Source organism: Bradyrhizobium jicamae (assembly GCF_018130215.1).
In the GTDB taxonomy this organism is placed as follows: domain Bacteria; phylum Pseudomonadota; class Alphaproteobacteria; order Rhizobiales; family Xanthobacteraceae; genus Bradyrhizobium; species Bradyrhizobium jicamae_A.
In genome coordinates, this window is sequence record NZ_JAFCKQ010000006.1 from 47,131 (window position 1) to 70,249 (window position 23,119).

At 62.4% G+C, this 23,119-nt stretch carries 23 protein-coding genes; 16 read left to right on the forward strand and 7 right to left on the reverse strand.

All coding sequences use genetic code 11. From position 1 onward, the window contains the following. Position 1: 1 nt before the first annotated feature. The 3 genes from pobA to JQ586_RS10145 all read left to right on the forward strand — a co-directional run bounded on the left by pobA (position 2) and on the right by JQ586_RS10145 (position 3,470). Entirely contained in the window at positions 2–1,171 is a 1,170-nt protein-coding gene (gene pobA, locus JQ586_RS10135; protein ID WP_212394552.1) for a 4-hydroxybenzoate 3-monooxygenase, read from the forward strand. A gap of 49 nt (positions 1,172–1,220) precedes the next feature. After that, on the forward strand, positions 1,221–2,579 hold the full coding sequence (locus tag JQ586_RS10140; protein WP_212394394.1) for an MFS transporter: 1,359 nt from the start codon (positions 1,221–1,223) through the stop codon (positions 2,577–2,579). A gap of 63 nt (positions 2,580–2,642) precedes the next feature. Continuing rightward, a complete protein-coding gene (locus JQ586_RS10145) occupies positions 2,643–3,470 on the forward strand; it encodes a 3-keto-5-aminohexanoate cleavage protein (RefSeq protein WP_212394395.1) in 828 nt (275 codons plus the stop codon). Between the two features lie 105 nt (positions 3,471–3,575). On the opposite strand, the gene JQ586_RS10150 is transcribed toward JQ586_RS10145, so the two are convergent. Next, positions 3,576–4,103 (reverse strand): YkgB family protein, encoded by a 528-nt coding sequence (locus tag JQ586_RS10150; RefSeq protein ID WP_212394396.1) that lies wholly within the window; start codon positions 4,101–4,103, stop codon positions 3,576–3,578. Between the two features lie 437 nt (positions 4,104–4,540). On the opposite strand from JQ586_RS10150, the gene JQ586_RS10155 reads away from it, so the two are divergent. Together JQ586_RS10155 and JQ586_RS10160 are read left to right on the forward strand one after the other, a co-directional pair. Then, positions 4,541–5,026 carry a response regulator transcription factor gene (locus JQ586_RS10155; protein ID WP_249147455.1) on the forward strand — a complete coding sequence of 162 codons (486 nt, stop codon included), beginning with the start codon at positions 4,541–4,543 and terminating at the stop codon, positions 5,024–5,026. Between the two features lie 158 nt (positions 5,027–5,184). Further along, complete coding sequence (locus tag JQ586_RS10160) at positions 5,185–5,670, forward strand: sigma-70 family RNA polymerase sigma factor (RefSeq protein ID WP_212394397.1); 486 nt, start codon at positions 5,185–5,187, stop codon at positions 5,668–5,670. A gap of 75 nt (positions 5,671–5,745) precedes the next feature. Here the strand turns inward: JQ586_RS10160 and JQ586_RS10165 are convergent, their stop codons facing one another. Next, positions 5,746–6,471 (reverse strand): alpha/beta fold hydrolase, encoded by a 726-nt coding sequence (locus tag JQ586_RS10165; protein WP_212394398.1) that lies wholly within the window; start codon positions 6,469–6,471, stop codon positions 5,746–5,748. 183 nt (positions 6,472–6,654) lie between these two features. Between JQ586_RS10165 and JQ586_RS10170 the strand changes: the two genes are divergently transcribed. The 6 genes from JQ586_RS10170 (at position 6,655) to JQ586_RS10195 (ending at position 13,145) form a co-directional block, all read left to right on the forward strand. After that, positions 6,655–7,314: an ABATE domain-containing protein gene (locus JQ586_RS10170; protein ID WP_212394399.1), complete on the forward strand. Its 660-nt coding sequence runs from the start codon at positions 6,655–6,657 to the stop codon at positions 7,312–7,314. Positions 7,315–7,806: 492 nt separating this feature from the next. Continuing rightward, positions 7,807–9,450 carry an ATP-binding protein gene (locus tag JQ586_RS10175; protein ID WP_212394400.1) on the forward strand — a complete coding sequence of 548 codons (1,644 nt, stop codon included), beginning with the start codon at positions 7,807–7,809 and terminating at the stop codon, positions 9,448–9,450. 2 nt (positions 9,451–9,452) lie between these two features. Further along, positions 9,453–10,067 (forward strand): response regulator transcription factor, encoded by a 615-nt coding sequence (locus JQ586_RS10180; protein WP_212394401.1) that lies wholly within the window; start codon positions 9,453–9,455, stop codon positions 10,065–10,067. A 207-nt stretch (positions 10,068–10,274) separates the two neighbouring features. Further along, positions 10,275–11,261 (forward strand): helix-turn-helix transcriptional regulator, encoded by a 987-nt coding sequence (locus JQ586_RS10185; protein WP_249147456.1) that lies wholly within the window; start codon positions 10,275–10,277, stop codon positions 11,259–11,261. 186 nt (positions 11,262–11,447) lie between these two features. Next, positions 11,448–12,308 (forward strand): alpha/beta fold hydrolase, encoded by an 861-nt coding sequence (locus JQ586_RS10190; protein WP_212394402.1) that lies wholly within the window; start codon positions 11,448–11,450, stop codon positions 12,306–12,308. 147 nt (positions 12,309–12,455) lie between these two features. Then, entirely contained in the window at positions 12,456–13,145 is a 690-nt protein-coding gene (locus JQ586_RS10195; protein WP_212394403.1) for a haloacid dehalogenase type II, read from the forward strand. Positions 13,146–13,195: 50 nt separating this feature from the next. Here the strand turns inward: JQ586_RS10195 and JQ586_RS10200 are convergent, their stop codons facing one another. Beyond that, the gene (locus tag JQ586_RS10200; RefSeq protein ID WP_212394555.1) at positions 13,196–13,966 is read right to left on the reverse strand and encodes an IclR family transcriptional regulator C-terminal domain-containing protein; all 771 of its coding nucleotides are present in this window, start codon (positions 13,964–13,966) and stop codon (positions 13,196–13,198) included. 96 nt (positions 13,967–14,062) lie between these two features. Here JQ586_RS10200 and JQ586_RS10205 point away from each other — a divergent pair, with 96 nt between their 5' ends. The 3 genes from JQ586_RS10205 to JQ586_RS10215 all read left to right on the forward strand — a co-directional run bounded on the left by JQ586_RS10205 (position 14,063) and on the right by JQ586_RS10215 (position 17,492). After that, positions 14,063–14,548, forward strand: a complete 486-nt coding sequence (locus JQ586_RS10205) for a MaoC family dehydratase N-terminal domain-containing protein (RefSeq protein ID WP_212394404.1) — start codon at positions 14,063–14,065, stop codon at positions 14,546–14,548. 13 nt (positions 14,549–14,561) lie between these two features. Beyond that, positions 14,562–15,011, forward strand: coding sequence for a MaoC family dehydratase (locus tag JQ586_RS10210; protein ID WP_212394405.1), 450 nt, complete (start codon positions 14,562–14,564; stop codon positions 15,009–15,011). 912 nt (positions 15,012–15,923) lie between these two features. Further along, positions 15,924–17,492: a porin gene (locus tag JQ586_RS10215; protein ID WP_212394406.1), complete on the forward strand. Its 1,569-nt coding sequence runs from the start codon at positions 15,924–15,926 to the stop codon at positions 17,490–17,492. Between the two features lie 71 nt (positions 17,493–17,563). On the opposite strand, the gene JQ586_RS10220 is transcribed toward JQ586_RS10215, so the two are convergent. From JQ586_RS10220 to JQ586_RS10235, 4 genes are all read right to left on the reverse strand, one after another. Beyond that, positions 17,564–18,598: an LLM class flavin-dependent oxidoreductase gene (locus tag JQ586_RS10220; protein WP_212394407.1), complete on the reverse strand. Its 1,035-nt coding sequence runs from the start codon at positions 18,596–18,598 to the stop codon at positions 17,564–17,566. 207 nt (positions 18,599–18,805) lie between these two features. Beyond that, on the reverse strand, positions 18,806–19,729 hold the full coding sequence (locus JQ586_RS10225) for a glutathione S-transferase family protein (RefSeq protein ID WP_212394408.1): 924 nt from the start codon (positions 19,727–19,729) through the stop codon (positions 18,806–18,808). A 101-nt stretch (positions 19,730–19,830) separates the two neighbouring features. Beyond that, positions 19,831–20,589 carry an SDR family NAD(P)-dependent oxidoreductase gene (locus JQ586_RS10230; RefSeq protein WP_212394409.1) on the reverse strand — a complete coding sequence of 253 codons (759 nt, stop codon included), beginning with the start codon at positions 20,587–20,589 and terminating at the stop codon, positions 19,831–19,833. A gap of 38 nt (positions 20,590–20,627) precedes the next feature. Next, positions 20,628–21,191, reverse strand: coding sequence for a TetR/AcrR family transcriptional regulator (locus tag JQ586_RS10235; protein WP_212394410.1), 564 nt, complete (start codon positions 21,189–21,191; stop codon positions 20,628–20,630). A gap of 109 nt (positions 21,192–21,300) precedes the next feature. Between JQ586_RS10235 and JQ586_RS10240 the strand changes: the two genes are divergently transcribed. Together JQ586_RS10240 and JQ586_RS10245 are read left to right on the forward strand one after the other, a co-directional pair. Then, positions 21,301–22,089, forward strand: coding sequence for a crotonase/enoyl-CoA hydratase family protein (locus JQ586_RS10240; protein WP_212394411.1), 789 nt, complete (start codon positions 21,301–21,303; stop codon positions 22,087–22,089). Positions 22,090–22,261: 172 nt separating this feature from the next. After that, on the forward strand, positions 22,262–23,113 hold the full coding sequence (locus JQ586_RS10245; RefSeq protein WP_212394412.1) for a division plane positioning ATPase MipZ: 852 nt from the start codon (positions 22,262–22,264) through the stop codon (positions 23,111–23,113). The last annotated feature ends 6 nt before the right edge of the window (positions 23,114–23,119 follow it).

Genomic DNA, 23,119 nt, shown 5'->3' on the forward strand with positions numbered 1-23,119 from the left:
GATGAGAACGCAGGTCGCGATTATCGGCGCGGGCCCGTCCGGGCTGCTCCTTGGTCAATTGCTCCACCGCGCGGGTATCGAAACGATCATTCTCGAACAGCGATCGAAGGACTATGTGCTCGGCCGCATTCGCGCCGGGGTTCTGGAGCAGGGCACGGTCGAACTTCTCGATGAAGCCGGCTGCGGCTCGCGCATGCGCCAGGAAGGCCTGGTCCATGAGGGGATCGAAATCGCGTTCGGCGGCGCGCGCCATCGGATCGACCTCAAGGCGCTCACCGGCAAGACGGTTCTGGTCTACGGCCAGACGGAAGTCACTCGCGACCTGATGGAAGCTCGCGAAACGGCGGGCGCTCCGATCGTCTACGAAGCGCTCAGCGCGCGCATCAGCGACATCGAGACCGGCCATCCTCGCGTGCGATACCGCAAGGATGACGCGGAGTACGAGATCGAATGCGACTACGTTGCCGGCTGCGATGGGTTCCACGGGATTAGCCGGCAGTCCATTCCCGAGCAAGCCTTGCGCACCTACGAACGCGTGTACCCGTTCGGATGGCTAGGCATTCTGGTCGACAAGCCCCCGCTTGCCGACGAACTGATCTATGTCAATCATCCGCGCGGTTTCGCGCTGTGCTCGATGCGATCGGCGACGCGCAGTCGCTACTACCTGCAATGCCGGCTCGACGAGCAGGTCAGCGACTGGTCGGACGAAAGATTCTGGGACGAACTCGAGCGCCGTCTCGATCCGGAAGCGCGGAAGTCGCTGCAGCGCGGGCCGTCGATCGAGAAGAGCATCGCGCCGCTGCGCAGCTTCGTTGCGGAGCCGATGCGATTTGGCAATCTGTTTCTCGCGGGCGATGCGGCTCATATTGTGCCGCCGACCGGTGCGAAGGGCCTCAATCTCGCGGCGAGCGATGTCGCCTACCTCTCCCGCGCGCTTGCCTCGCGTTACCGCAGCAGTTCGACGGCAGAACTCGACGCATATCCGCAACGAGCATTGGCGCGTGTCTGGAAGGCCGTGCGGTTTTCCTGGTGGATGACGCAGATGCTGCACCGCTTCCCGGAGCCGAGCGGTTTCGACGAACGGATTCAGGCAGCGGAGCTCGAATATCTCTTCAGCTCCAAATTGGCCCAGGCGGCGCTCGCCGAGAATTACGTGGGGCTGCCGTACTGAACGGCGCGGCGATCCGATTAAAGCATAATCAACATTCGAGGATGGAAACATGAAGATGGAGCGGCGGATCGACGTTCAGGAGTTCCTGAACACGCATCGATTTTCGGGCTTTCAATGGCTCATTTTCGCACTTTGTTTCGTCATCGTGCTTCTGGACGGGTTTGACACCGCTGCGATCGGCTATATCGCGCCGTCGCTTGTCACCGAATGGGGATTGTCGAAGCTGGCGCTGGCGCCTGTCCTGAGTGCGGCGCTGTTCGGACTTGCAGGCGGCGCACTCTGCGCCGGCCCGTTGGCCGACCGGTTTGGCCGAAAGCTCGTTCTCGTCAATTCGGTCCTGCTGTTCGGTCTTGCCTGTCTCGGATCCTCGCAAGCCGGCGATCTCACATCGCTGACGGTGCTGCGCTTCGTCACGGGACTGGGGCTGGGTGCGGCCATGCCCAACGCGGTCACGTTGATGAGCGAATTCTGTCCGGACGGCAAGCGCGCCACCCTGACGAATGCGATGTTCTGCGGCTTTCCCCTGGGCGCCGCCTTCGGCGGTTTCCTGGCCGCCTGGATGATTCCGCTCTGGGGCTGGCGCAGCGTCCTGCTGCTCGGGGGCGTGGTTCCGCTCGCCCTCGTGGCGCTCATGATCATCGTCCTTCCGGAGTCGATCCGATACATGGTTGCAAAGCGGCAGGCGAGCGAGAAAATCCGCGCGGTGCTGATGCGCATCTCGCCTGAAGCCGCCGACGCCGCGTCCTTTGCAATGACCGAGCGTCTCGCGACGACCGCGGGGCAAAGCGGGGCCGCAGTCGTGGTTTCGAGATCTTACCTCGTCGGTTCCGTCATGCTGTGGGTCGCCTATTTCATGGGTCTCGTGATCTTCTATGCGCTCATCAACTGGATGCCCGTGCTGTTCAAGGAGGCCGGGATGGATCCGCGCGCGGCCACGTTGATCTCGGCCTTGTTTCCGCTCGGAGGCGTCGGTGCGATCTTTTTTGGCTGGTTGATGGATCGCTACAACCCGAACTGGATCATCGCCGTCGGATACGCGCTGACCGCACTGTCCGTATTTGCGATCGGTCAGGCGATCGGCTCGCCCGGGCTTCTGGTCGTGGTGGTGTTCGTGGCGGGGACGCTGATGAACACCGCGCAGTCGTCGATGCCGGCGTTGGCGGCCGCATATTATCCGACACAGGGACGCGCGACCGGCATTGCCTGGATGCTGGGTATCGGCCGGTTCGGAGGCATTGCCGGCTCCTACCTTGTGGCGGAACTCACGGCGCTAAAGCTGGGGTTTGCCGCGGTTTTCTCGATCGTGGCTATCGCCGGCCTCATCGCCGCGCTAGCCTTGATCTTCAAGCAATTCTCGCAACCTGGCCACGAATATGCGCCGAGCCAAGATGCGCATTTGGTGCACTGAACAAGTTCCGAAACCGGTTCACGTCCTGTTGTCGTGTTCCAACTGTCCCGAGGGAGTCACGTTATGAAGCCTGTCGTCATCGCCGTCGCGATCACCGGATCGGTTCCGCGCAAGCGTGACAATCCGGCGGTCCCGATCACGCCTGCCGAGCAGATCGAATCGACGCATGAGGCTTTCGAGGCCGGCGCCTCGCTGGTGCATATCCATGTCCGCAACGATGATGAAACGCCCTCATCGAGCCCGGAGCGGTTCGCCATGGTGCAGGAGGGTGTGCGTAAACACTGTCCGGGAATGATCGTCCAGTTCTCGACCGGCGGCCGCGGACGCGATCCGTCTCAGCGCGGCAGTTCGCTGTATCTGCGACCCGACATGGCGTCGCTCTCGACGGGCTCGGTCAACTTTCCCACAATCATCTACGAGAATTCGGCCGCTCTGGTCGACGAGCTTGCCGGCAAAATGCGTGAATTTTCCATCCGACCCGAAATCGAGATCTTCGACCTGTCGCACATTCATGGCGCGCGACGGCTGATCGATCAGGGGCTTATGCATGACAGTCCGCACGTGCAATTCGTCATGGGTGTCAAGAACGCGATGCCGGCGCAAGAACACCTTCTCGACCTTCTCCTTGCCGAGACCAGGCGTATCATTCCCAAGGCGACGTGGACCGCGGCAGGAATCGGGCGCAATCAGTCCGAGGTGATGCGCTGGGTCCTGAACCGGGGAGGCGACGGCGTGCGCACCGGACTCGAGGACAATGTGCGCATAACCAAGGACCGGCTGGCGCAAAGCAACGCGGAGTTGGTGCGTATGGCCGCCGCGCTTTGCGCTGAATTCGGCATGCAGGTGGCCCGTCCTTCGGAGGCGCGGGTCATGCTTGGTCTGCCATCCTGATCGCGACAGTGCTGCTTCTACCGGAGGGACCTCATTCCGCGGATTGTTCGAAGGGCTTCGATGACACGGAGATCGCCACTATTTGGCGATGACCGGGACGATTGTCTATCGCGCGGCTTGCCGTTGAATGGCGTCCGGCATCGGCAAGGGTTCGGCCCTGGTTGCACGCAGGATGTCCTGTTTGAGCAGATAGACCGAGGCTGAGAGCAGAACGATGTCTTTCATGAGAAAGAGATAGGGCAGCGTTGCGGCGGGAAAGCCGCCCGCCGGCGCCGCCCAGGCATCGGGAAAGAACGGGATGATCGTCACGGTTGCCACATAGGTTGCGCATGAACCGAGCGCGCCGATGACGCCGATCTTCTTGTTCCAGAACCCGAGGAAGAGAAGAAGGCCAAACAGCCATTCCGCGCTACCGAGGAAGAAGGCTTCGCCACGGATGCCGAAGAGCGGATAAAGCCAGAAGATCAACGGCCCGTTGCGAATGAAGGGAACGATGGCATGCGCCTCATAATCGAACCATTTCTGGCAACCGAAGACAATGAAGACGACGACCATGGTGGCGCGTACGAAATGATAGTCGAAGTCGCCTCTCACGATGTCGAGCTTCGATAGTTTCGAGATGAGCTGGTCCATGTTTCGCTCCTATCCGCCTGGATGCGACCGCCACGCGCAACGTCTCAATTGATGATCAGGCACGGGTTGGTGATGCCTTTGACGTAAGGTGACGCATAGCAACACCTCGATGCCGGCGCTGCACACCGGTTATCATCAGTTTCTCAATCTTGCGGATTTCGGCTGCCCGTTGGTCGACTGTGGAGGTCGGCTCATGCGGCTTCGGCCTTGCCTTGCCGGTTGCGCAGGAAAAACCTTGAAGATCAGCGTCCCGAAGCATTCTGCCGGCGCAATGCGGTGCCGGACGTCTGCGGAAACTGGGCATACCAAGGTATGGGCCGCGCCATCACTACAGAGAGGTTGTGAGTGCATGGCTTCGCCAGCAAGTTGCACATCGCACATCGAGACGTCATCCGGCCTCGGGCGGATTTCCTCGCCAAGGAGAGACGATGCCATGCTTGCTCGTCCCCGATCGCATCGCGGCATCCGACGCTTCGATCGAATCTTATGACAACAGACGGCGGGGCACCTCACCGAGGCTTCCCGCTGATTTGGGCACGGCGCGGGAGTTGGCTCCGGTGGCGGTTCCGCTTATCGCAGTTGTTGATGACGACGAGGCACTGTGCTCGTCGCTGGCCGATTTGATGCGCTCGATCGGATATCGCGCGACGCCGTTTCATTCGGCGGAGGCACTGCTCGAGTCGGCCGATTGCTTCAAGGCGGACTGTATCATCGCCGACATTCACATGTCGGGCATGGGAGGGCTCACCCTGCTTCGCGCGGTTCGCGAGCAGGGCATCGCGACCCCCGTCATCCTCGTTACTGCTTTGACTGACCAGACCCTCGACGCCGAAGCCGCGGCACGAGGCGCGTTGTGCCTGCTCAGAAAGCCGTTTGAAATGAGTTCCCTGCTTGATTACGTTGAGAGGAGCCTTAGCAAGTGAAAACCCTTCAGAACGACGGCGACGTCGGATCGACGCGCGTTGCGCCTGCACTCGCGCCGGGCGAGGGAGCTTTGACTGCATCTTGCTCGGGGGAGCCGCCTCGGGCGCGCGCGCAGGGGAACGGCTGGAACGTCCGGTCAGAGCGCTGGCGCTTCCTCATGATGAAGGCACAGACCGGAGACAGCCGGGCCTACGAACAATTGCTTCGGGAGCTGGACGCCTGGCTCAGCCGATACTACGCGCTTCGGCTGCCGCACGCCGCAGCCCAGGACGCGAGGCAGGATACATTGCTCGCGATCCACACCAAGCGGCACACCTACGCACCATCGAGATCATTCGGCGCCTGGGTCGTAGCCATCGCCCGCTACAAGTGGATTGACCGCATTCGAGACGCATCCCGATATGCGGCCCTTGAACTCGACGAGGACATCGCGGTCGAAGATCACGGCGGTGCCGCCTTGAGTGCGGCGGCCCTCGACAATCTGCTTGGCCGGCTGAAGCCCGCGCAGGAAAGTGTCATCCGCCTCGTCAAGCTGAAGGGACTGAGTATCGCTCGCGCGTCCGGCGCCACCGGCCAGTCGGCGGCTCTGGTCAAGGTCAATATCCATCGCGGACTCAAGAAGCTGGCCGCCCTGGTCTCCTGAGCCGGCCGCATCGATCCCATGCGGAGTTGCGCCCAACGCCGGCAAAAAGCGCGAGGTTGGACCGGCAGATGGACATCAGGATGAAATCGGCCCGCGTTGGTCCTGGCCGGACAGTCTGGCCGCCGCGGCGAGAAGGACGTCCGTGACCTTTTCGGGCGCTGTGGCGATCGGCGTGTGATCGACGTCCATGCGCCGGATCTCCGCCTTCATGCGCGTCGCCATGAACTCCTGGGTCTTCGGGCTGATCATGCGGTCCTGCTCGGCCAGCAGATACCAGGCCGGGACGCTCTTCCACAAAGGCCGGGGCGCTTTCTCCTGGATGCAGGCGACGTTGATGGGTCGTTGCACGGCTGCGAACAGGGCGTTGTCCGCTTTCGACGCGTGCTGTGCGAATGCCGACGGAAAGCCGGATTCCGGCATCCAGATGTATCCCTGCGAATCCGGTGCCAATTGCGGCGCCTGTGGATGCGGCGGCTCGCGATAGAATACGTCGGCCACGGTCTCACCCTCGTCGGGAGCCAAAGCCGAGACGAAGACCAACCCGCGCACACGGTCGCTCCTGGTCGACCCGATCACGGCGCCTGCATAGGCGTGGGCCGCCAGCATGACGGGCCCGTTGGTCCGCTCCAGGGTCCGATCAAGGGCGCGGACGTCGTCCGAGAGCGATGTGAGGGGAATTGGTGCTGCCAGGCATCTGATGTCATGGGCCTGAACGAGTCGGATGACCTGCGTCCAACTCGAGCCGTCGGCCCAGGCGCCGTGAACCATGACGACCGTCAGCTCCGCATTCGATCCGCTCATGGTGCACACTCCTGATGCTGGGGATGGTCGAATTTGCTCATTTGGCGCGCGCTTGCAGCCCGAGGCCGACTGCCGGACACGCGCGGATCAACGCCTCGGCCGCGACATCGGGTAGCTGGCCGTTAACTTGTGGACTGCGGGTTTACCGGTTACATTTTGGACCAGAGTATCCAGGTGAATCGCATGGCCGATCAACTTCCCGCGCCTGTCTTTGTCGCGGACTCTCCCGGTTTGGATTTTCTGAATACGATTGCAACTCCCGTCGATACCCAGGTCGAGTGGATTGGATCGGGGGAGGCCCTGATCTCGTGGCTCCTGCAGGCCGGCCTCGTTCCGCCCGAGGTCGTGGCCGACCTGCGCAAGAGGGCAGTGCCCGGCGAATTCGACAACGTTGCGGCCCAGGCGCGCAAGTTGCGGGAATGGTTCCGGGGCTTCGTAAAGGCGCACAAGGGGAAGCGTCTCAAGCCGAAGGCCCTTCAGGCGCTGGAGCCCTTGAACCGGGTGCTTGTGCGAGACGAGGAATTCAGCCAGGTCGTTGCGCGAGACGCGGGCGGCAAGGCATCGACGCAGGCCGACGAACCGCCGGTTTCCGGACTGGTCCGGCGGTCGCAGCGCCGATGGCGCTCTCCCGACGCGCTGCTGTTTCCGATCGCAAAAACAATGGCCCAGTTGGTGTGCGACGAGGACTTTGGGCGCGTGAAGGCCTGTGAGGGACAGAAATGTACCCTGATATTTCTGGATCGAACGCGCGCCAGCGCGCGGCGCTGGTGCTCGATGTCGGTGTGCGGCAATCGGGCGAAGCAGGCGGCTCATCGTCAACGGGCCTCGCGCGCACGCGGATGAGCCTCCTCGCCCGCTCGGTCGAGCAGGCAAGGAGCGCCAGGGCTTCGGCCAGCCTATCGAGGTGAAGGCTTCGCCCGGCCTCTCGCGATCAGCGTACGATTGTTCAATCATGCTCATTGGCTCGCTTCTCTCCGGCGCGCGGGAGATGCCCCTGTGCTGAAGACAGCCGTCAACCTGCCGGTCCTTCAGGCTTACGGGATATTCGCCGGTGCTGCGTGATTGGTTACACACCGCAAGATAATTTCGTTCACGAGTTCCCCGAGGGCATCCGGCGCCTCGCTGGGCCGGTTCCCCCGGCACTCTCGACATAGTAACTTGGCATGTAGCTCAATACCGGTTACATCATTTCGCCGGGAGTTGAACAATTTCGATCGCGGTAAGTCCTCCGCAGATTGCCCCGGGGTTTGGTGCTAATTGGATGTGTGAACTTCAGGCGCGCGGTCTCGGGTTCGGATATCTCTGCGACAGTGCGTCGGTGCGGGAAACCTCGCCATGAGCCCGGAGAATGAAGCGCCCGAGCTGGCGCTGATCGCCAAGGGACTTCGGACCATCTCGAAAGAGACGACCTATCAGGGTCTGGCCGAGGCGCTGCTGCGGGAAGCGCTGAGCTATTCCGCGGCCGATAGAGGCGGGATACTGCTCAGCGAAGGAAACGAGCTCCTTGCCAGGGCTGATGCGAGCTTCCCGCGCGAGAGAGCCAGCTTCTTCACGTCATCTCCCGCAGCTTCCGAGTTTCGGCTGCCGCCGGATCTCGATGACGCCGTTTTGCGTCGGCAGGAGACGGTCACGAGGCGAACGTGCCGCCAGATGTCGGCCCTGATGGGAACCGCCGAGCCGTCGCCACAAGTCATTACGCAATTGTGTCTGCCGCTGGTTCACCATGAGTGGACCATCGGCGTCCTGTATCTGGAGTCGACGCGCGAAGAGGCCTTCACGCCGCGATGTGTCCGGGTGATGTCCATGCTTGCTTCGCAGGCGGCTGTTTCCCTTGAATCCGTGCGACTGTTCGAAGCCCTGCGCGAAACCAACATGTGGATGGTGAGGGGACAGGAAATCGGCCGGATGGGCAGTTACCGCTGGAACACCCGTACGCTACTTTCTCGGGCCTCGCGCGAGTGCTATCGCATCTTCGACATCGACCTCGAGGTGAATCCGGTTCCGTTCGAGGTGTTCAAGAGCCGCATTTATCCCGACGACATCCCCGCTCTCGACCAAGCGCTGACGCGGGCGGTCAGCACCAAATCTCCGTTCAGCCACGAGTACAGGGTCGTCCACCGCGACGGTACGGTGCTGAATGTCATGGCGGAAGGACAGTTCGACCACGGGCCTGGCGGCGACGTTGAACTGGAGGGAATCATCACCGACGTCACGGGTCGAAGGGCTGCGGAGCGCGCGCTGGCGGATGCGCGACACGAGCTCGCACGCGCCGTGCGCCTGGCTTCGCTGGGCGAGCTTGCCGGATGGATCGTGCACGAGATCAGCCAGCCGTTGACCGGGATTACCATGAGTGCTGAAGCCTGCCTCAGGTGGCTCGCTCGAGACTCGCCGGATTCCAGCGAGGCCCGCCAGTCCGCGATGCGCGTGATCGAACAGGGGCGCCGGGCGCACGATGTGGTTGACGGCTTGAAGTCACTTGTTCGCGGCGCTCAGCTGAACTTCACTGCGGTCGATATCAATGAGGCGATCGAAGAGGTGCTCCTGCTGTCGAAAAGGGAGCTCGAACGCGCCGGCGTCACGCTCCATGCGGAATTCGGCAAATCATTGCCGCAAGTCCGCGCCGATCGGGTTCAGCTCCAGCAAGTCGTCTTCAACCTGGTGCGCAATGCCGTCGAGGCTATGGTCGATGTCGAGGGACGGAGCCGGGTTTTGACGGCGCGTTCCAGCATGAGCGACAATCACGTGGTCGTGGCGATCGCAGATACGGGCATGGGCGTCGATCGAGCGAACCGGGAACGCCTGTTCGATGCGCTCTATACCACCAAGGGAAACGGTCTGGGCCTTGGTCTTTCGATCTGTCGCAGAATTGTAGCAGTTCATGGAGGGCGTCTATGGGTGGAAGAAAACATGACGCACGGATCGACTTTCGCCTTTATCCTCCCGGTCTGCCAGGCAATGCAGATGTTGGGACCGAATTGAGCATGTCACCCGCCGCCTGCGTCCATATCATCGATGACGACAGCGGGGTTCGCGATGCGCTGGGCGACCTGCTTCGGTCGATGGATTATCAGGTCGCGCTTTACGCATCCGCCTCGGATTTTCTCAAGGTCGAATTGTCGGATGTGCCTGCCTGCCTCGTGGTCGACGTCAGATTGCCGGGTACCAGTGGGCTCGATCTGCAGGCCAACCTTGCCAGCCTCAACATCGGGATGCCTGTCATCCTGATGACCGGCTTCGGTGATATCCCCATGACCGTGAGGGCCATGAAGCTCGGCGCAGTCGATTTTCTCACCAAGCCGATCCGGGATCAGGATTTGCTCGACGCAGTCGCGACTGCGATCAGCAAGGACCGGGACAGGCGCGAAGATATCGCACATATCACCCAGTTGCGCGGGAAGTACGCGCTTCTGACCGGCCGCGAACGGCAAGTGATGGCTCTTGTCGCCTCTGGCCTGATGAACAAGCAAATCGCCCAGGAATTGTCGATCAGCGAAGTCACGGTCAAGATGCATCGGGGCAGCCTGATGCGAAAGTTGGGCGCCGGATCCGTGGCGATGCTCGCTCGGATGGCTGAGGCACTCGATATCGAGACGTGAGGCGCCGGCCCAGCGGGCGCGCCATCCCTTTGCGATGACGTTCTTGCCGGCCCATACCAAGGTATGGGCCGGGCCATCACAACCGAGAGATTGTTAGCGCGGGCAGCCGAACGCATGGTGCTGCTGCCTGTTGGTGTCGGCTGGTCCGGATCCCGAGGGCCGGGGGCACTGCGCCGCCGACACCATTCGCGATGAAACAAGAGGGTGATGGCGATGACGAACTGCGCGCATGACGTCAGCGATGGCGGGATGTCGTCCCAGGAGCTGATTCATCGCGTGGTCCTCGGTCTGCCGCAGGCCGTCGACACCGGCGCGCAGTCGTCACTCGGCACCATGACCGCTTATCCGACCGTGCAGGTAACACCTTTGGAATCCGTCAAGCGCCTCGGCACCGGTTGGCATTGGTGGTTTTCGGAAAGCGTGCACATCCCGATCGGCAGCAAGATCGAGTTCAGCTTCCGCGGCCCGAGGCATATGCTCGTCCTGTATCATGAGGGCGTGCGGGCACATGGCGAGACGTGGATCAACGATCAGCATTCATCGCGGCTCCGAAGCATTTCCCGCAGGCTGACTTTTGTTCCCGCGGGGTGCACCTACCGGGAGCGGCATGAGGCCAGTGCGCCCACCCGCGTCACGTTCCTTTACCTGAACCCCGATGCCTTCCGTAGGTCGGACGAGGGAGACGCTGGCCCGCGGGTCCATTTCGAGGATCCGCTGGTCTGGGAGACGGCTTCGAAACTGAAGAATGCGATCGAAGGCCGGCATGACAAATGCCTGCCTTACCTGGGCGCGCTGTCCGATGTGCTTGCACACGAACTGACACGCGGCGATCAGGAAATGGTCAGCGGGCCTGCCGTCAGTCGCGGCGGACTTGCCGGTTGGCAGAAGCGCGTGGTCGTCGATTATGTCGAAGCCCATATGGGCGAACGGATATGCCTGCCGAAACTCGCCGAGCTTGTCCGGCTCAGCCTTCATCACTTCTGCCGGGCTTTCAAGCAATCGTTCGGCGTGCCGGCGCACCAATATCAGGTACGACGGCGCATGGACGTCGCGAAGGTGATGCTTGCCGACCGCACCACATCGATCACGGATATCGCCCTCAATCTGGGTTACGCCCAGACCAGTTCGTTCAGCAGCACCTTCCGGAAGACCACCGGCTGGACGCCCACGGCCTATCGCAGGGAGTTCGAATGAGCCCGCCGACAGGTCCGTATCGGGAGGGGTCTTCGGACGGGACCGAGGTCACATCTTCGCGTGTCTGTAACCTGACCCGGACGTCCACGGACTTAGCAATGCGCGCGTGGATTGAACGCATCCTCCGCTGTGAGTGCTCGACGGCATGGGGACCGTCCGGCGGCCGATACCACGAGGGAACCTCTCATGACCAAGATCCGATATCGCAAGGCCGACGTCGACGGGTTCAATGTGTTCTACCGGGAAGCCGGTCCGGCCGGCGCGACGGCGTTGCTCCTGCTGCACGGGTTTCCGAGCGCCGGCCACATGTTTCGTGATCTGATCCCGGCGCTCTCGGATCGCTTTCGCGTCATCGCGCCTGACCTGCCGGGCTTCGGCCAGTCGGACATGCCGCCTCGCGACAAGTTCGCCTACACGTTTGCGGCAGTCGCCGAGGTCATCGAGCGCTTCACCGAAGTGATCGGCCTTGCGCGCTTTGCGATATACGTTTTCGACTATGGCGCGCCGACCGGGTTTCGGATGGCCGTCCGGCATCCCGAGCGCATCACTGCGATCATCTCCCAGAATGGCAATGCCTATGAAGAGGGATTGAGCGAGGGCTGGAATCCGATCCGCAGCTACTGGCAGGATCCATCGGAGGCCAACCGCGCAGCGCTGCGCGCCTTCCTGTCGCCGGAGACGACGATCTGGCAGTACACCCACGGCGTCACCGATACGTCTGTGGTTTCGCCGGACGGGTATTCGCTTGACAATTTCTACCTGGCGCGTCCCGGTGCCGACGAGGTGCAACTCGATCTGTTCGGCGACTACAAGAGCAACGTCTCCGTCTATCCGGAATTCCAGGCCTATTTCCGCAAGTATAAGCCGCCATTGCTCGCGGTCTGGGGCAGGAACGACCCCTTCTTCCTGCCGCCCGGCGCGGAGGCCTTCAAACGCGACATTCCCGGGGCGGATGTGCGCTTCTTCGATACCGGGCACTTCGCGCTTGAGACTCATTGCGAGGAGATCGCCGCGGCGATCCGGGATTTCCTTCCGCGAGCCAAATGAGAGCGGCGCGAACGAGCGCGCCCGATCGACGTCGGAACCCGGATCGCTCATGAGTCGAAAGGAAAGCACGAAGCCTGCCCAGCTTCGCATCGATGGCGGCGAGGTTCGCGCGATCCAGCCTCGGCACCACAAAACGGAGTCTGACCCATGTCCGCACTTCCTCTGATCGTCTTCGACGTGAACGAGACGCTTCTCGATCTTCAGACCATGGAGCCGATCTTCGAGCGAATTTTCGGCGACAAGAAAGACATGCGTCTCTGGTTCGCAAACTTCATCATGTATTCGGCGGCGCTGACCGTTGCCGGATGCTATGTCCCGTTCACGGATATCGGCGCCGCCGTGATGAAGATGATGGCTGATACGCAGGGCATCGAGATCTCGGAGGCCGACAAGCGGGAGCTCAAGGACAAGTTCTCGACCATGCCGCCGCATCAAGAGGTTCCGGCGGCATTGCGCAAGCTGCGCGCCGCGGGTTTTCGGCTCTTCACCCTCACGGACAATCTGCTCGAGGTGCAGACCCGTCAACTCGAGAACGGCGGCATCGTCGATCTGTTCGAAAGACGCTTCAGCGCCGACGGGGTGAAGCACCATAAACCGTCACGGCAGGCCTATGCCTATGTCGAGAAAGAGCTTGGGGCCGCTCCGTCGCAGTTCTGTCTGATCGCCTGCCACACCTGGGACACGCTCGGCGCAGTGGCCGCAGGCTGGGAAGCCGCATTGATCAAGCGCGTCGGCAACGATGTCCTTGGCGTAGGGCCGCAGCCGCAGATCGTCGGCAACGACCTGAACGACGTGGCCGATCAGATCATCGCGCGCCACGGCGCTGGGCACGGATGACTGAGCAGGCTCCGTCGTGGCAAATGGTTCGAGGCGCGGGCCGGCCAGGCCTATCGCGATGAGAGCATCTGGCTACGGATATCCTGCGCGGTCTTCCTCAGCGGGATCAGGAATTTCCGTCTTGCGCCGGCTTCGCTGATCGTACCTGAGATCGTGTTGACGCTGATGGCGGCCACTACCGTGCCGGCCTGGTCCCGAAGCGGAACGGCGATGCCGCAAATGGCCGGATCGAGTTCGCCGTCGATCCAGGCATACCCTTCCTGCTCGACCTCTCTGAGGATGGCGCCGAGCCGCATGGCATCAACGACGGTGCGGGGCGTCACGGCCTGGAGCTTGACGCTTCCAAGGTAGCTGGCACGCTGCTCGGCGGAAAGAGCGGCAAGCAGCACGCGCCCGAGCGAGACAAGATGCGCCGGAAGGCGACTGCCGATCCCCAGGTTCGAGGAAAGAATGCGTCGAGCCGGCAAGCGCAGCGCATAGACGATCTCCTGCTCGTCCAGCACCGCCAGTGCGCAGGACTCGCCGATCTCGTTGCGCAGATCCTCGAGCGCACGCTGCGCGTAGCCCCAATATGGCAGTGCATTGAGATAGGACAGTCCCAGCCCAAGCGCGCGGGGACGCAGCGAGAAATATCGCCCGTCGGCAGAGCAATATTTCAGGGCAACCAGCGTCGCAAGAATCCGCCGCGCGGTGGCCCGATTGAGATCGGCAAGCTCGGCGGCTTCGGTAAGCGTATGACGGCCCGGCGGTTTGCCGAGCGCTTCGACGATCGAGAAGCCGCGTGCGATGGAACGTACGAATTCGTCGCTGTCCTTGCCCACGAACGCTTCTCCAATCGCCCCTTGCGAGCCAGCGGACAGTAACGTAGTTCTGTTCGTTAGCCAAAATAAATGTTCGCCAGGCGAACGGAGGCGGAAATGACGCAAGCTGTGGGGTCGACCAGGTTCGAAACCGATTTTTGGAAGGACGCGAAGTCGCGCAAGGTCTGGGATGACATCGTGCCTGGCGAGCCGCGCGAGACCTTGCCGTATACGCTCACCCGGGAAGCGATAAGCCTGTTCTGCAAGGCGGTGGGTGAAACCAATCCGCTCTACATCGACGAGGCTGCGGCGAAAGCCGGACCTTATGGGGGCCTGGTCGCTCCCCCTTCGATCCACATCCTTCTGATGTTCTCCTGCACGCCGGCAGACGACTGGATGCGCAGTCCGGGCACCGTCAACGCCGGTCAATCCTGGAGTTACAACATTCCCGCGCGCCCTGGCGACGTCATCACGCTGCAGGCGCGTGCGCTCGACAAGTTCATCAGGCGTGAGCGGCTGTTCGTCGTCCACGACAACGTCTTCTTCAATCAGCATGGCGACGTGATCTGTTCGGGTCGCGGCCAGACCATTCGTCCAATGTGAGGAATTTTTCGCCATGGCAATCACATTCGATCAGATCGAGGCAGGGCTCGGCATCGAGGGTCCGAAGTTTGCGGTCTCGCGGGAGTCCATCCGCCTGTTCTGCGACGCCTCGCTTGACTACAACCCGCTGCATCTCGACGACGACTACATGAAGGGCGATTTCGGCAAGACGAATTTCGGCGGCATCATCATGCATGGCATGAACAATTTTGGCCTGATCACGCGGATGCTGACCGATTGGGCGCTGCCGGCCGGCGCAATCCACCGGCGTCTCGAGACCCGTTGGCTCAAGCCGGTGAAGCCGGGTGACACGATCATGCCGTCGGGCGTTGTGAAAGCGACGAGGGTGACCGAGAAGTCACGATGGGTCACCATCGAGGTGGTCGTCAATAACCAACGAGGTGAGCAGGTCGCGACAGGCGAGGCCATGGTCGAATTTCCCATGACGGCGAGTGCAAGCTAGAACTAACGGCCGCCGATTGCAGTCCTGGCGGGAATTGCTCGTTTGGCGGCTAAGGTCTTGAGATCATCCCGCCTCAAATCAGCGGATCGGTTTCTACGCGAAGCGATCGTCGGTCCAGGCCCCATCCTTAATGTTCCGCAGATTCCGATTCCGGATCTCGGCCCACCGAGAGAAGAATCGTTTCGTTGTGCGGGTTGCCGACGTAAGAAAACCGCCGACAGTGAAGATTCGTTGCTCAGCGCTCCGAAATTGGCGTGCGATTCTCCTGCCAATCGTCATCCGCGATGCGATGTTGGCCCGCTGCGCGCGCAATTTTTCGGATGTGGCAGCCCGGTCGCAGAGGCGTGGATTGGCCTTCGACGCGAGTCGAGCGGTATTCGCGGGTGGTATCGGCAAAAAATTCGCATCCCATTGAGATACAGACGTTTTTCGACTTGAGACCGCAACTGGGCGACAGAATTGGTGGTCTCGGCGAAGTCTATCGATTCCCGGGTTTTCCCGGGATGGGCGTGGTTTTGCACACCGTTCCGGCCGATGTTGCCCTATTTCGACCCGCTCAATGGCGACCCAAATATTATCAAGTTAAATCAATGGCTTGAGAGGTAACGACCACTCACATGCCCGTGATATTTGTGCAACATTTGCCCGAAAAGAGCCGTAACTGGCTCCAAACCAAGCGGTCTTTTGTTGCGTGATCGGGGGCCTTCTGTCTCTTATGGAACTGCGACGGAGGGGGGCATCCCAAGGTCGTCCCGTTCTAGGTGGTTCGCTTAAGTCCCTCGCGTTCATGCGGGTGTGTCCGAAGGCGCGAAGCGACTAAGCGGGTTTAAGGGACAAAGGGAACCAACCTGAGGGTGCTACACCCGGCGGATCCGGAACCTTCCCTGAGATAGAGCAACTTGGAGGTTTAACATGAAGATGGTTAAGAGCCTTATCCTCGGCTCGGCGGCGGCTCTCGTCGCGGTCGGCGGAGCTCAGGCAGCCGATCTTCCCGTCAAGGCCAAAGCGGTCGAGTACGTGAAGGTTTGCTCCCTGTATGGTCCCGGATTCTACTACATCCCGGGCACCGATACCTGCATCAAGCTCAGCGGCTACCTGCGCGCTGAGGTCGTGGCGAACTCGAACTCGGACTACTCTGGTCCGTTCACTGGCGCCGGCGGCGCACAGAACCGTTTCACGAACGGCTACACCTGGCGTTCTCGTGAAGACTTCGACATCGATACCCGCACCGCGACCGAGTACGGCGTGGTTCGCACCTACTTCGATGCGACCTTCAGCTGGACGACGGACAGCTACACCGGCAACGGCAACGGTTCGACCACTTACGCGATCGGTGCTCCGGGTAACGCGAGCGGCGGCAACGTCGCCGGCGGTTCGCTCGGTGTCTACCTTGCCTTCATCCAGTTCGCTGGGTTCACGATGGGTAAGGCGGTCTCGCAGTTCTCGGCTCCGTGGGTCAACTATCCGGGCAACAACTTCGACGGTCTCGTCGGTGGTGGCGGCACGGTCACTGGTGTGAACCAGTTCAGCTACACCGCTCAGTTCGGCAATGGCGTGTCGCTGACCTTGTCCGCTCAGGACCAGACGCAGTACACCCAGGCTGGCGTGAACAATCTGGGCAACCTGAACCTGCTGGCCAATCCGGGCGCTCCCGCCTTTGGCTCTCTCGGCCCCTATGGCGCGAGCGACTATGCCGGCACGATTGCTCCGGACCTGATCGCCATGCTGCGCGTCGACCAGGCTTGGGGTCTGTTCCAGGCGTCGTTCGCGGCGCATGACAACCACGTGGCCTACTACGGCGGTACCGAACTCTCCGGTCATCCGGATGACAAGTGGGGCTGGGCCGGTGCGTTGGCCTTGTCGATCAAGAACATCCCGACCGGACCTGGCGACACCATCAACATCCAGGGTGTGTATACCAACGGCGCAACCCGTTATAACCTCCAGGATCTGACGCAAGCTGGTGCAACCCAGATGTTCGGCAGCACCGGTGTCGCTGGCGCCTACCAGAGCCTTGGCATTGGTGTGGCTCCGGACAGCGTGTTCGTGACCGGCGGCGACCAGCAGCTGGTTTCGACTTGGGGTATGCGCGGTGCGTATGTCCACAACTGGAACCCCTACTGGAACACCAGCATCTACGGTGCTTACGCTGCGATTACCTACAACAGCACCGCCAAGACCTTCATCTGCGGCCCTGCGGGCAACGGTGTGGGTGGTACGTTCGGCATCGCCTTCGGCACTGCTGGCCTGACCTCGTGCAATCCTGACTACAACATTGCTCAGATCGGTACCCAGACCCAGTGGACCCCGGTCAAGAACCTGACCTTCACGGCAGACTTGATCTATCAGCACCTGGATCAGAAGTATGCTGGCACGATCGCCTTCCCGGGCAGCGCCGGCATCGGCAAGCCCGCTCAGGTGTACGAGCTGAAGGACCAGAACGGCGTCTCGCTGCTCCTCCGCGCTCAGCGCAACTGGTAAGTCCGGTTGATCTGATCACGATCTAACAGACCCCCGGCGGGAAACCGCCGGGGGTTCTGCTTTTTGCGGACTCACGAGGCCAGTAGGTCGCGAACGATCGGCACCACCTTGCGGCCATACAGCTCGATGCTCGTCATCAGCTTCTCATGCGGCAGGGGACCCGCCGAATATTTCAGCTGGAAGCGCGCCAGTCCGAGCGCCTTTACAGTCGCGGCGATCTTGCGGGCGACGGTTTCCGGCGAACCGACATAGAGCGAGCCGTGCTCGGCCTCCGCCACGAATTCGTCGCGCCCGATCGGCGGCCAGCCGCGCTCCTTGCCGATCCGGTCGCGCATGACCTTGTAGTCGGGCCACAGCTCTTCCCGTGCCAGGGCATCGGTCTCCGCGACATAGCCCGGCGAGTGCACGCCGATCGGCTGCGACGCGCGGCCGAACTGCTGGTAGGCGCGCTGGTGCAGGTCGACATAGGGCGCAAAGCGCCTGGGGTCGCCGCCGATGATGGCGAGCATCAGCGGCAGGTCGTAATGCGCCGCGCGCACCACCGATTCGGGGCTGCCGCCGACGCCGATCCAGGCCTTCAGCCGGCCGTGCTCGACCGGTGGATAGACCGACTGGTTGTTGAGCGGTGGCCGCAGCTTGCCCTGCCAGGTCACCGGCTCCTGCTTCAGCAGCGCGGTAAACAGATCGAGCTTCTCCTCGAACAACTCGTTGTATTGCCGCAGGTCGAAGCCGAACAGCGGGAACGACTCGGTGAACGAGCCACGGCCGAGAATCACCTCGGCGCGGCCGTTCGAGACTGCGTCGACGGTGGCAAATCGCTGGAACACGCGGATCGGATCGTCCGAACTCAGCACGGTGACCGCCGAGCCGAGACGGATCTTGCCGGTGCGCGCGGCGATCGCCGCCAGCACGGACTCGGGCGAGGAGATCGCGAAATCGGCCCGGTGGTGCTCGCCGAGCCCGATGAAGTCGATTCCGAGCTGGTCGGCTAGCACGGCCTCGTCGACGACGTTGCGGATCACCTGGGCATGCGGCAGCGGCACGCCCGAGGCGTCGCGGGTAACGTCGCCGAACGTATCGAGCCCGAATTCGAGAGAAGTGGTCATGGGTCAATCCAGTGGTCGGCGTGGCGGCGAACGCGCCACGCGCCTCCAGTCTGCGCAAACAGCTGTGACGGCCCTGCGGTAAACAGGCCCGCAAGCCCTTGCTGCGGAGGCTTTGGTTGGGATCACGGCCACGTAATGGCTGTTCGTGGCTGGGCAAGACCGCCCCGTGAAACGCTGGGTTTCCTGGTCTGCCCGGCCCGCGAACCGTCAGTCCGGTACGACCAGAAAGCCTGCGCGCGGGAAGTGCACCACGACCTCGCCGGCGCGCGGATCACTGCGACGGATGGCGATGTGCTGCGCCGACAGCGATACGATCTCGCCGCGAACAGGGACCTTGCCGTAGTCATCGGGCAGTACGCCGACTCGATCGCCAGGCTTGCGGCCATTCGGATCCGCCGGGTCGCCAAACACCGGCGATTGCGGCGTCGACCTCGCTGCGATCTCCAGAGCCTCGGTCGACGACATCTCGGTGCGCGTGCCATGCCCGACGGCGCGCATGCGCGCCTCCCAGGCGACGAGGCGCGGGAAATGCGCCAGGATCTCGTCGATGCTGGCGACGCTCTGCCGCGCGTACCACACGTTCATGTAGGCGCTGACGTCAGCGAGGCTGAACTCGCCGAGCAGCCACGGTTTTCCGTCACCGAGTTGCGCCTCGATCCAGTCGGCATGGGCGCGAAACTGGTCACGCATCTGCGGCAATGCCGCCGTCATCGCAGCGATGTCGAACTTCGCACCGCGGAGCTTCTCGCGATCCTCGATGAACTCCCGCGGCACCTTGTCGCCGATGAAACCGAACACGAGATTGACCGTGTTCTGAAAGAACGGACGGTCCGTCCACATGCCGAGCGCCGCCGGCATGCCGGCATGGCCGCCGGGAAACAGGCTCGGCGTCGGGTATCTCCGCTCGAGCTCGCGGATAATGATCTGGGTGTCGCAATAGATGTCGGCGCCGATCTGCATGGTCGGGGTCCGCCGATAGCCTCCGGTCATCGGCATCAGGTCCGGACGGGGCATGATGCGGGAGATCCGCACCGAGCTCCAGGCGAGCTTCTTGAACCCGAAGATGATGCGGATCTTCTCCGAGAACGGTGACTGATCGAAGTGATGCAGGATCGGCGTCGGCTGCGACACGGGCTCCTCCCGGGCTTGGGGCGCGCTTCACAGCCTGACAAGATTCCGGGAGATCGCAACTCATTTCCGGCGCGGCCGTCGAAGTCGCTCGGCCCGGCGGCTCAGAACGACTCCGCCCACGGCCGCAGATCGAGTTCCAGCGTCCAGGCGCTGCGATGCTGGTGATGCAGCACCCAATAGGCATCCGCGATCGCTGCGATGTTGAGCAGGCCGTCCGGGCCGCGGTCGTCCTTCAATTGCGGTCGTATGTTGAGCAGCCGGTCGCCCTCGATGCCGCCGTCGACGACGACATGGCCCACGTGAATGCCCTGCGGCCCGAACTCGCGCGCCACGCTCTGCGCCAGCGCCCGGAGTGCTGCCTTGGCCGCCGCGAACGGCGCGTAATTGGCCTTGCCGCGCAGCGAGCCGGAGGCACCCGTGAACACCAACGTGCCGCCGCCGCGCTTGAGCAGCGCAGGAATTGCAGCCTGCGCCAGGTGGAAGCCGCCGAGCGCATGCTCGCGCCAATGCTCCTCGAAGCGCTGCTCGCTGACCTTGAGGAACGGAGCCGGCCGGTTCGAGCCGGCATTGTGCACGGCCATCGCTAGCGGAGCGAGCCTCTCGGCCGCCTCGACGAAGCGCGCCGTATCAACCGCTGTCGAGGCATCGCCGACCACATGGGCGACCTTCGTTCCATCAGCGGCAAGCTCGGCGGCGGTGGCTGCAAGCTTCTCGGCATTGCGGCCCGCGATCGCGATGGGATAACCGCCCGCGGCAAAGCGGCGCGCAATCGCAGCGCCAAGCCCGTTCGACGCGCCGACGCCGGCGATCAAGATGCTACCCTGCACGGCGTGCGACTCGAGAATGGATCGATCGTTCATGGTTCGCTCCGTCAAACTGACCCGCGCGGCGGGCTAAATCACTCATCCGATGCCATCGCGACAACACCGTCGCGGACCGTGCGTAGCACCGCATCGGAGCGCTTCGGGTCGGTGACGACGCGCGAGATCGCAAGCGCGCCGATCATTGCGCTGACCGCAATGATCGCCCGGGCGTCGTCACCGAGTACATGCGCAACCTTGGCGATGAATGCCTCGATGTGCGGCTCCATCACTGCGCGGCACTGTACGTCCGCGCGCCCGACGTCAGAGATCAGCGCCGATATCGCGCAGCCCGTTTTTCGCGAATCGCGATGGGTGCGGCTGAGATAGCTCCGCGCGAGCGAATTCATGCTGACGGGCTTGTCGGGATCGCGTGAAGCGCGCGCCGCGGCTTCGCCGGCGGCCAGCGCCTGCTGCAGAGCTTCCGCAATCAGGTCGGAGCGGGAGGCGAAGTGCCCGTAGAATCCGCCATGGGTGAGGTTCACCCGCTGCATCAGGCCGCCGATGCTGACGGCATCCAGCCCCTTGTCGCGGATCTCGGTCGCCGCCTCGTTCAGGATGCGCTCGCGGTTCCTGGCCTTGTCGGCCTGGGAATGGCCCATGTCGTGAAATCCCCGCTGACGTTTGACTCTTGCTCAGGATTATGACCATCATCCATCTAGATGACAAGTATCATCCAGAATATGTCAGTCACAAAGATGGGAGAAGCAGATGTCCGGCAGCGCCAGCGAGGGGCGGGTCCGTCACGAACGGCATGACCACATCCTGAAGATCGTCATCGACAATCCCGCGAAGAAGAACGCCTTCAGCCCGGAGATGATGGCGCAACTATCGGACGCGCTGACGCTGCTCGAGAAGGATGGTGGCCTCTGGGTCGGTGTCGTCTGCGCCGAAGGCGACAACTTCACCGCAGGTCTCGACATGCCGAAGTTCTTCGGTCCGACAGCGACACGCAAGCCGCTGCCTGAGGGCAATATCGATCCATTTGGACTTGCCAATCGCTGCAAAAAGCCTGTTGTCACCGCAGTGCAGGGCATCGTGTTCACCGTCGGCATCGAGATGATGCTGGCCGGCGATATCGTGGTCGCGGCTGACGATTGCCGCTTCTGCCAGATGGAAGCGAAGCGCGGCATCGCGCCGCTGGGCGGCGCGCATTTCCGCTACGTCAGTCGCGCCGGATGGGGCGATGCGATGTATCATCTGCTCTTGTGCGACGAGTTCTCGGCCGCCGAAGCGCACCGGATCGGTCTCGTGCAGGAGGTTGTGCCCGCAGGACGGCAGGTCGAGCGAGCGATGGCGCTGGCCGAGATCATCGCGCGCAACGCCCCGCTCGGCATCCAGGTGACGAAGGAGGCGGGTCGCAAGTTCATCGAAGCCGGCGAGCAGGCGGCGATTGCGATCATTCCGCAGATCCGCGAACGCGTGCTCAACACCGCGGACGCGGCGGAGGGCATCAAGTCGTTCGTGGAACGCCGAGCCGCCGTGTTCCAGGGGCGATAATCACCGTATTGAGCATAGCGGCAGGCGGTTGTGACATTGATGTCGCAGCCGCCTGAGATAAATCATGACAGAGTCAAGACGACTCTTGTCGAGATTCGACGAATCAACGAGATTCGTTCCTGCCGAATTCAATTTCATCCTGCCTCAGCTCAAGCGTCCGACAAGGAATCGCATGACAAACGCACGAGTGATTGTCGTAGGGAACAACAAGGGCGGATCAGGCAAATCGACTGTTGCCATGCATGTCGCCATCGCGCTGATCAAAGCAGGTCAGCGCGTCGCCACCATCGATCTCGACAACAAGCAGAAGACCCTCACCCATTACGTCGACTATCGGCGCGACTGGGCGCGGGAATCATCGCTCAAGCTCGAGGTCCCGACCCATATGTGCTTCGAGACGGTGGGAGGCAGGACCAGCGAGGTCGAGACACTGGGGCGCAATGCGCTCGCCGAGATCGTCGAATGGCTTAGCCGCTCGCATGATTTCGTCGTCATCGATGGTCCTGGACACGACACCTATTTGGCTTCGTTCGCACATTCGCTTGCGAATACGCTGATCACGCCGCTGAACGACAGCTTCCTTGATTTCGACGTGCTGGGCACGATCGACGCCCGGTCCTTCAAGGTGACCGGCATCAGCCACTACGCGAAGATGGTGGAGGAGGCGCGGCGTCAACGCAGCGTCCTCGATCAGCCTGCCTTGGATTGGGTGGTGCTTCGCAACCGCCTGTCGACGCTCGGCTCGCGCAACAAGCGTCTGGTCGGCGAGGCCCTGAGCGAGCTGTCGACAACGCTGAATTTCCGGCTGGTCGACGGTCTTGCCGAGCGGGTGATTTTCCGGGAATTCTACCCGCGTGGATTGACGGCAATCGACGATGTCGATCAGCTTGCGCTCGGCGCGCGCCCGACCATGTCGCACGTCACCGCCCGGCTCGAGATGGAGCGGTTGATGACCGCAATCATGCTGGGTCATCTGGTGGCGCAGCCGCCTGTGTCGTCCGAGGTCGGCCGCGACGCGGCATGAGGGATC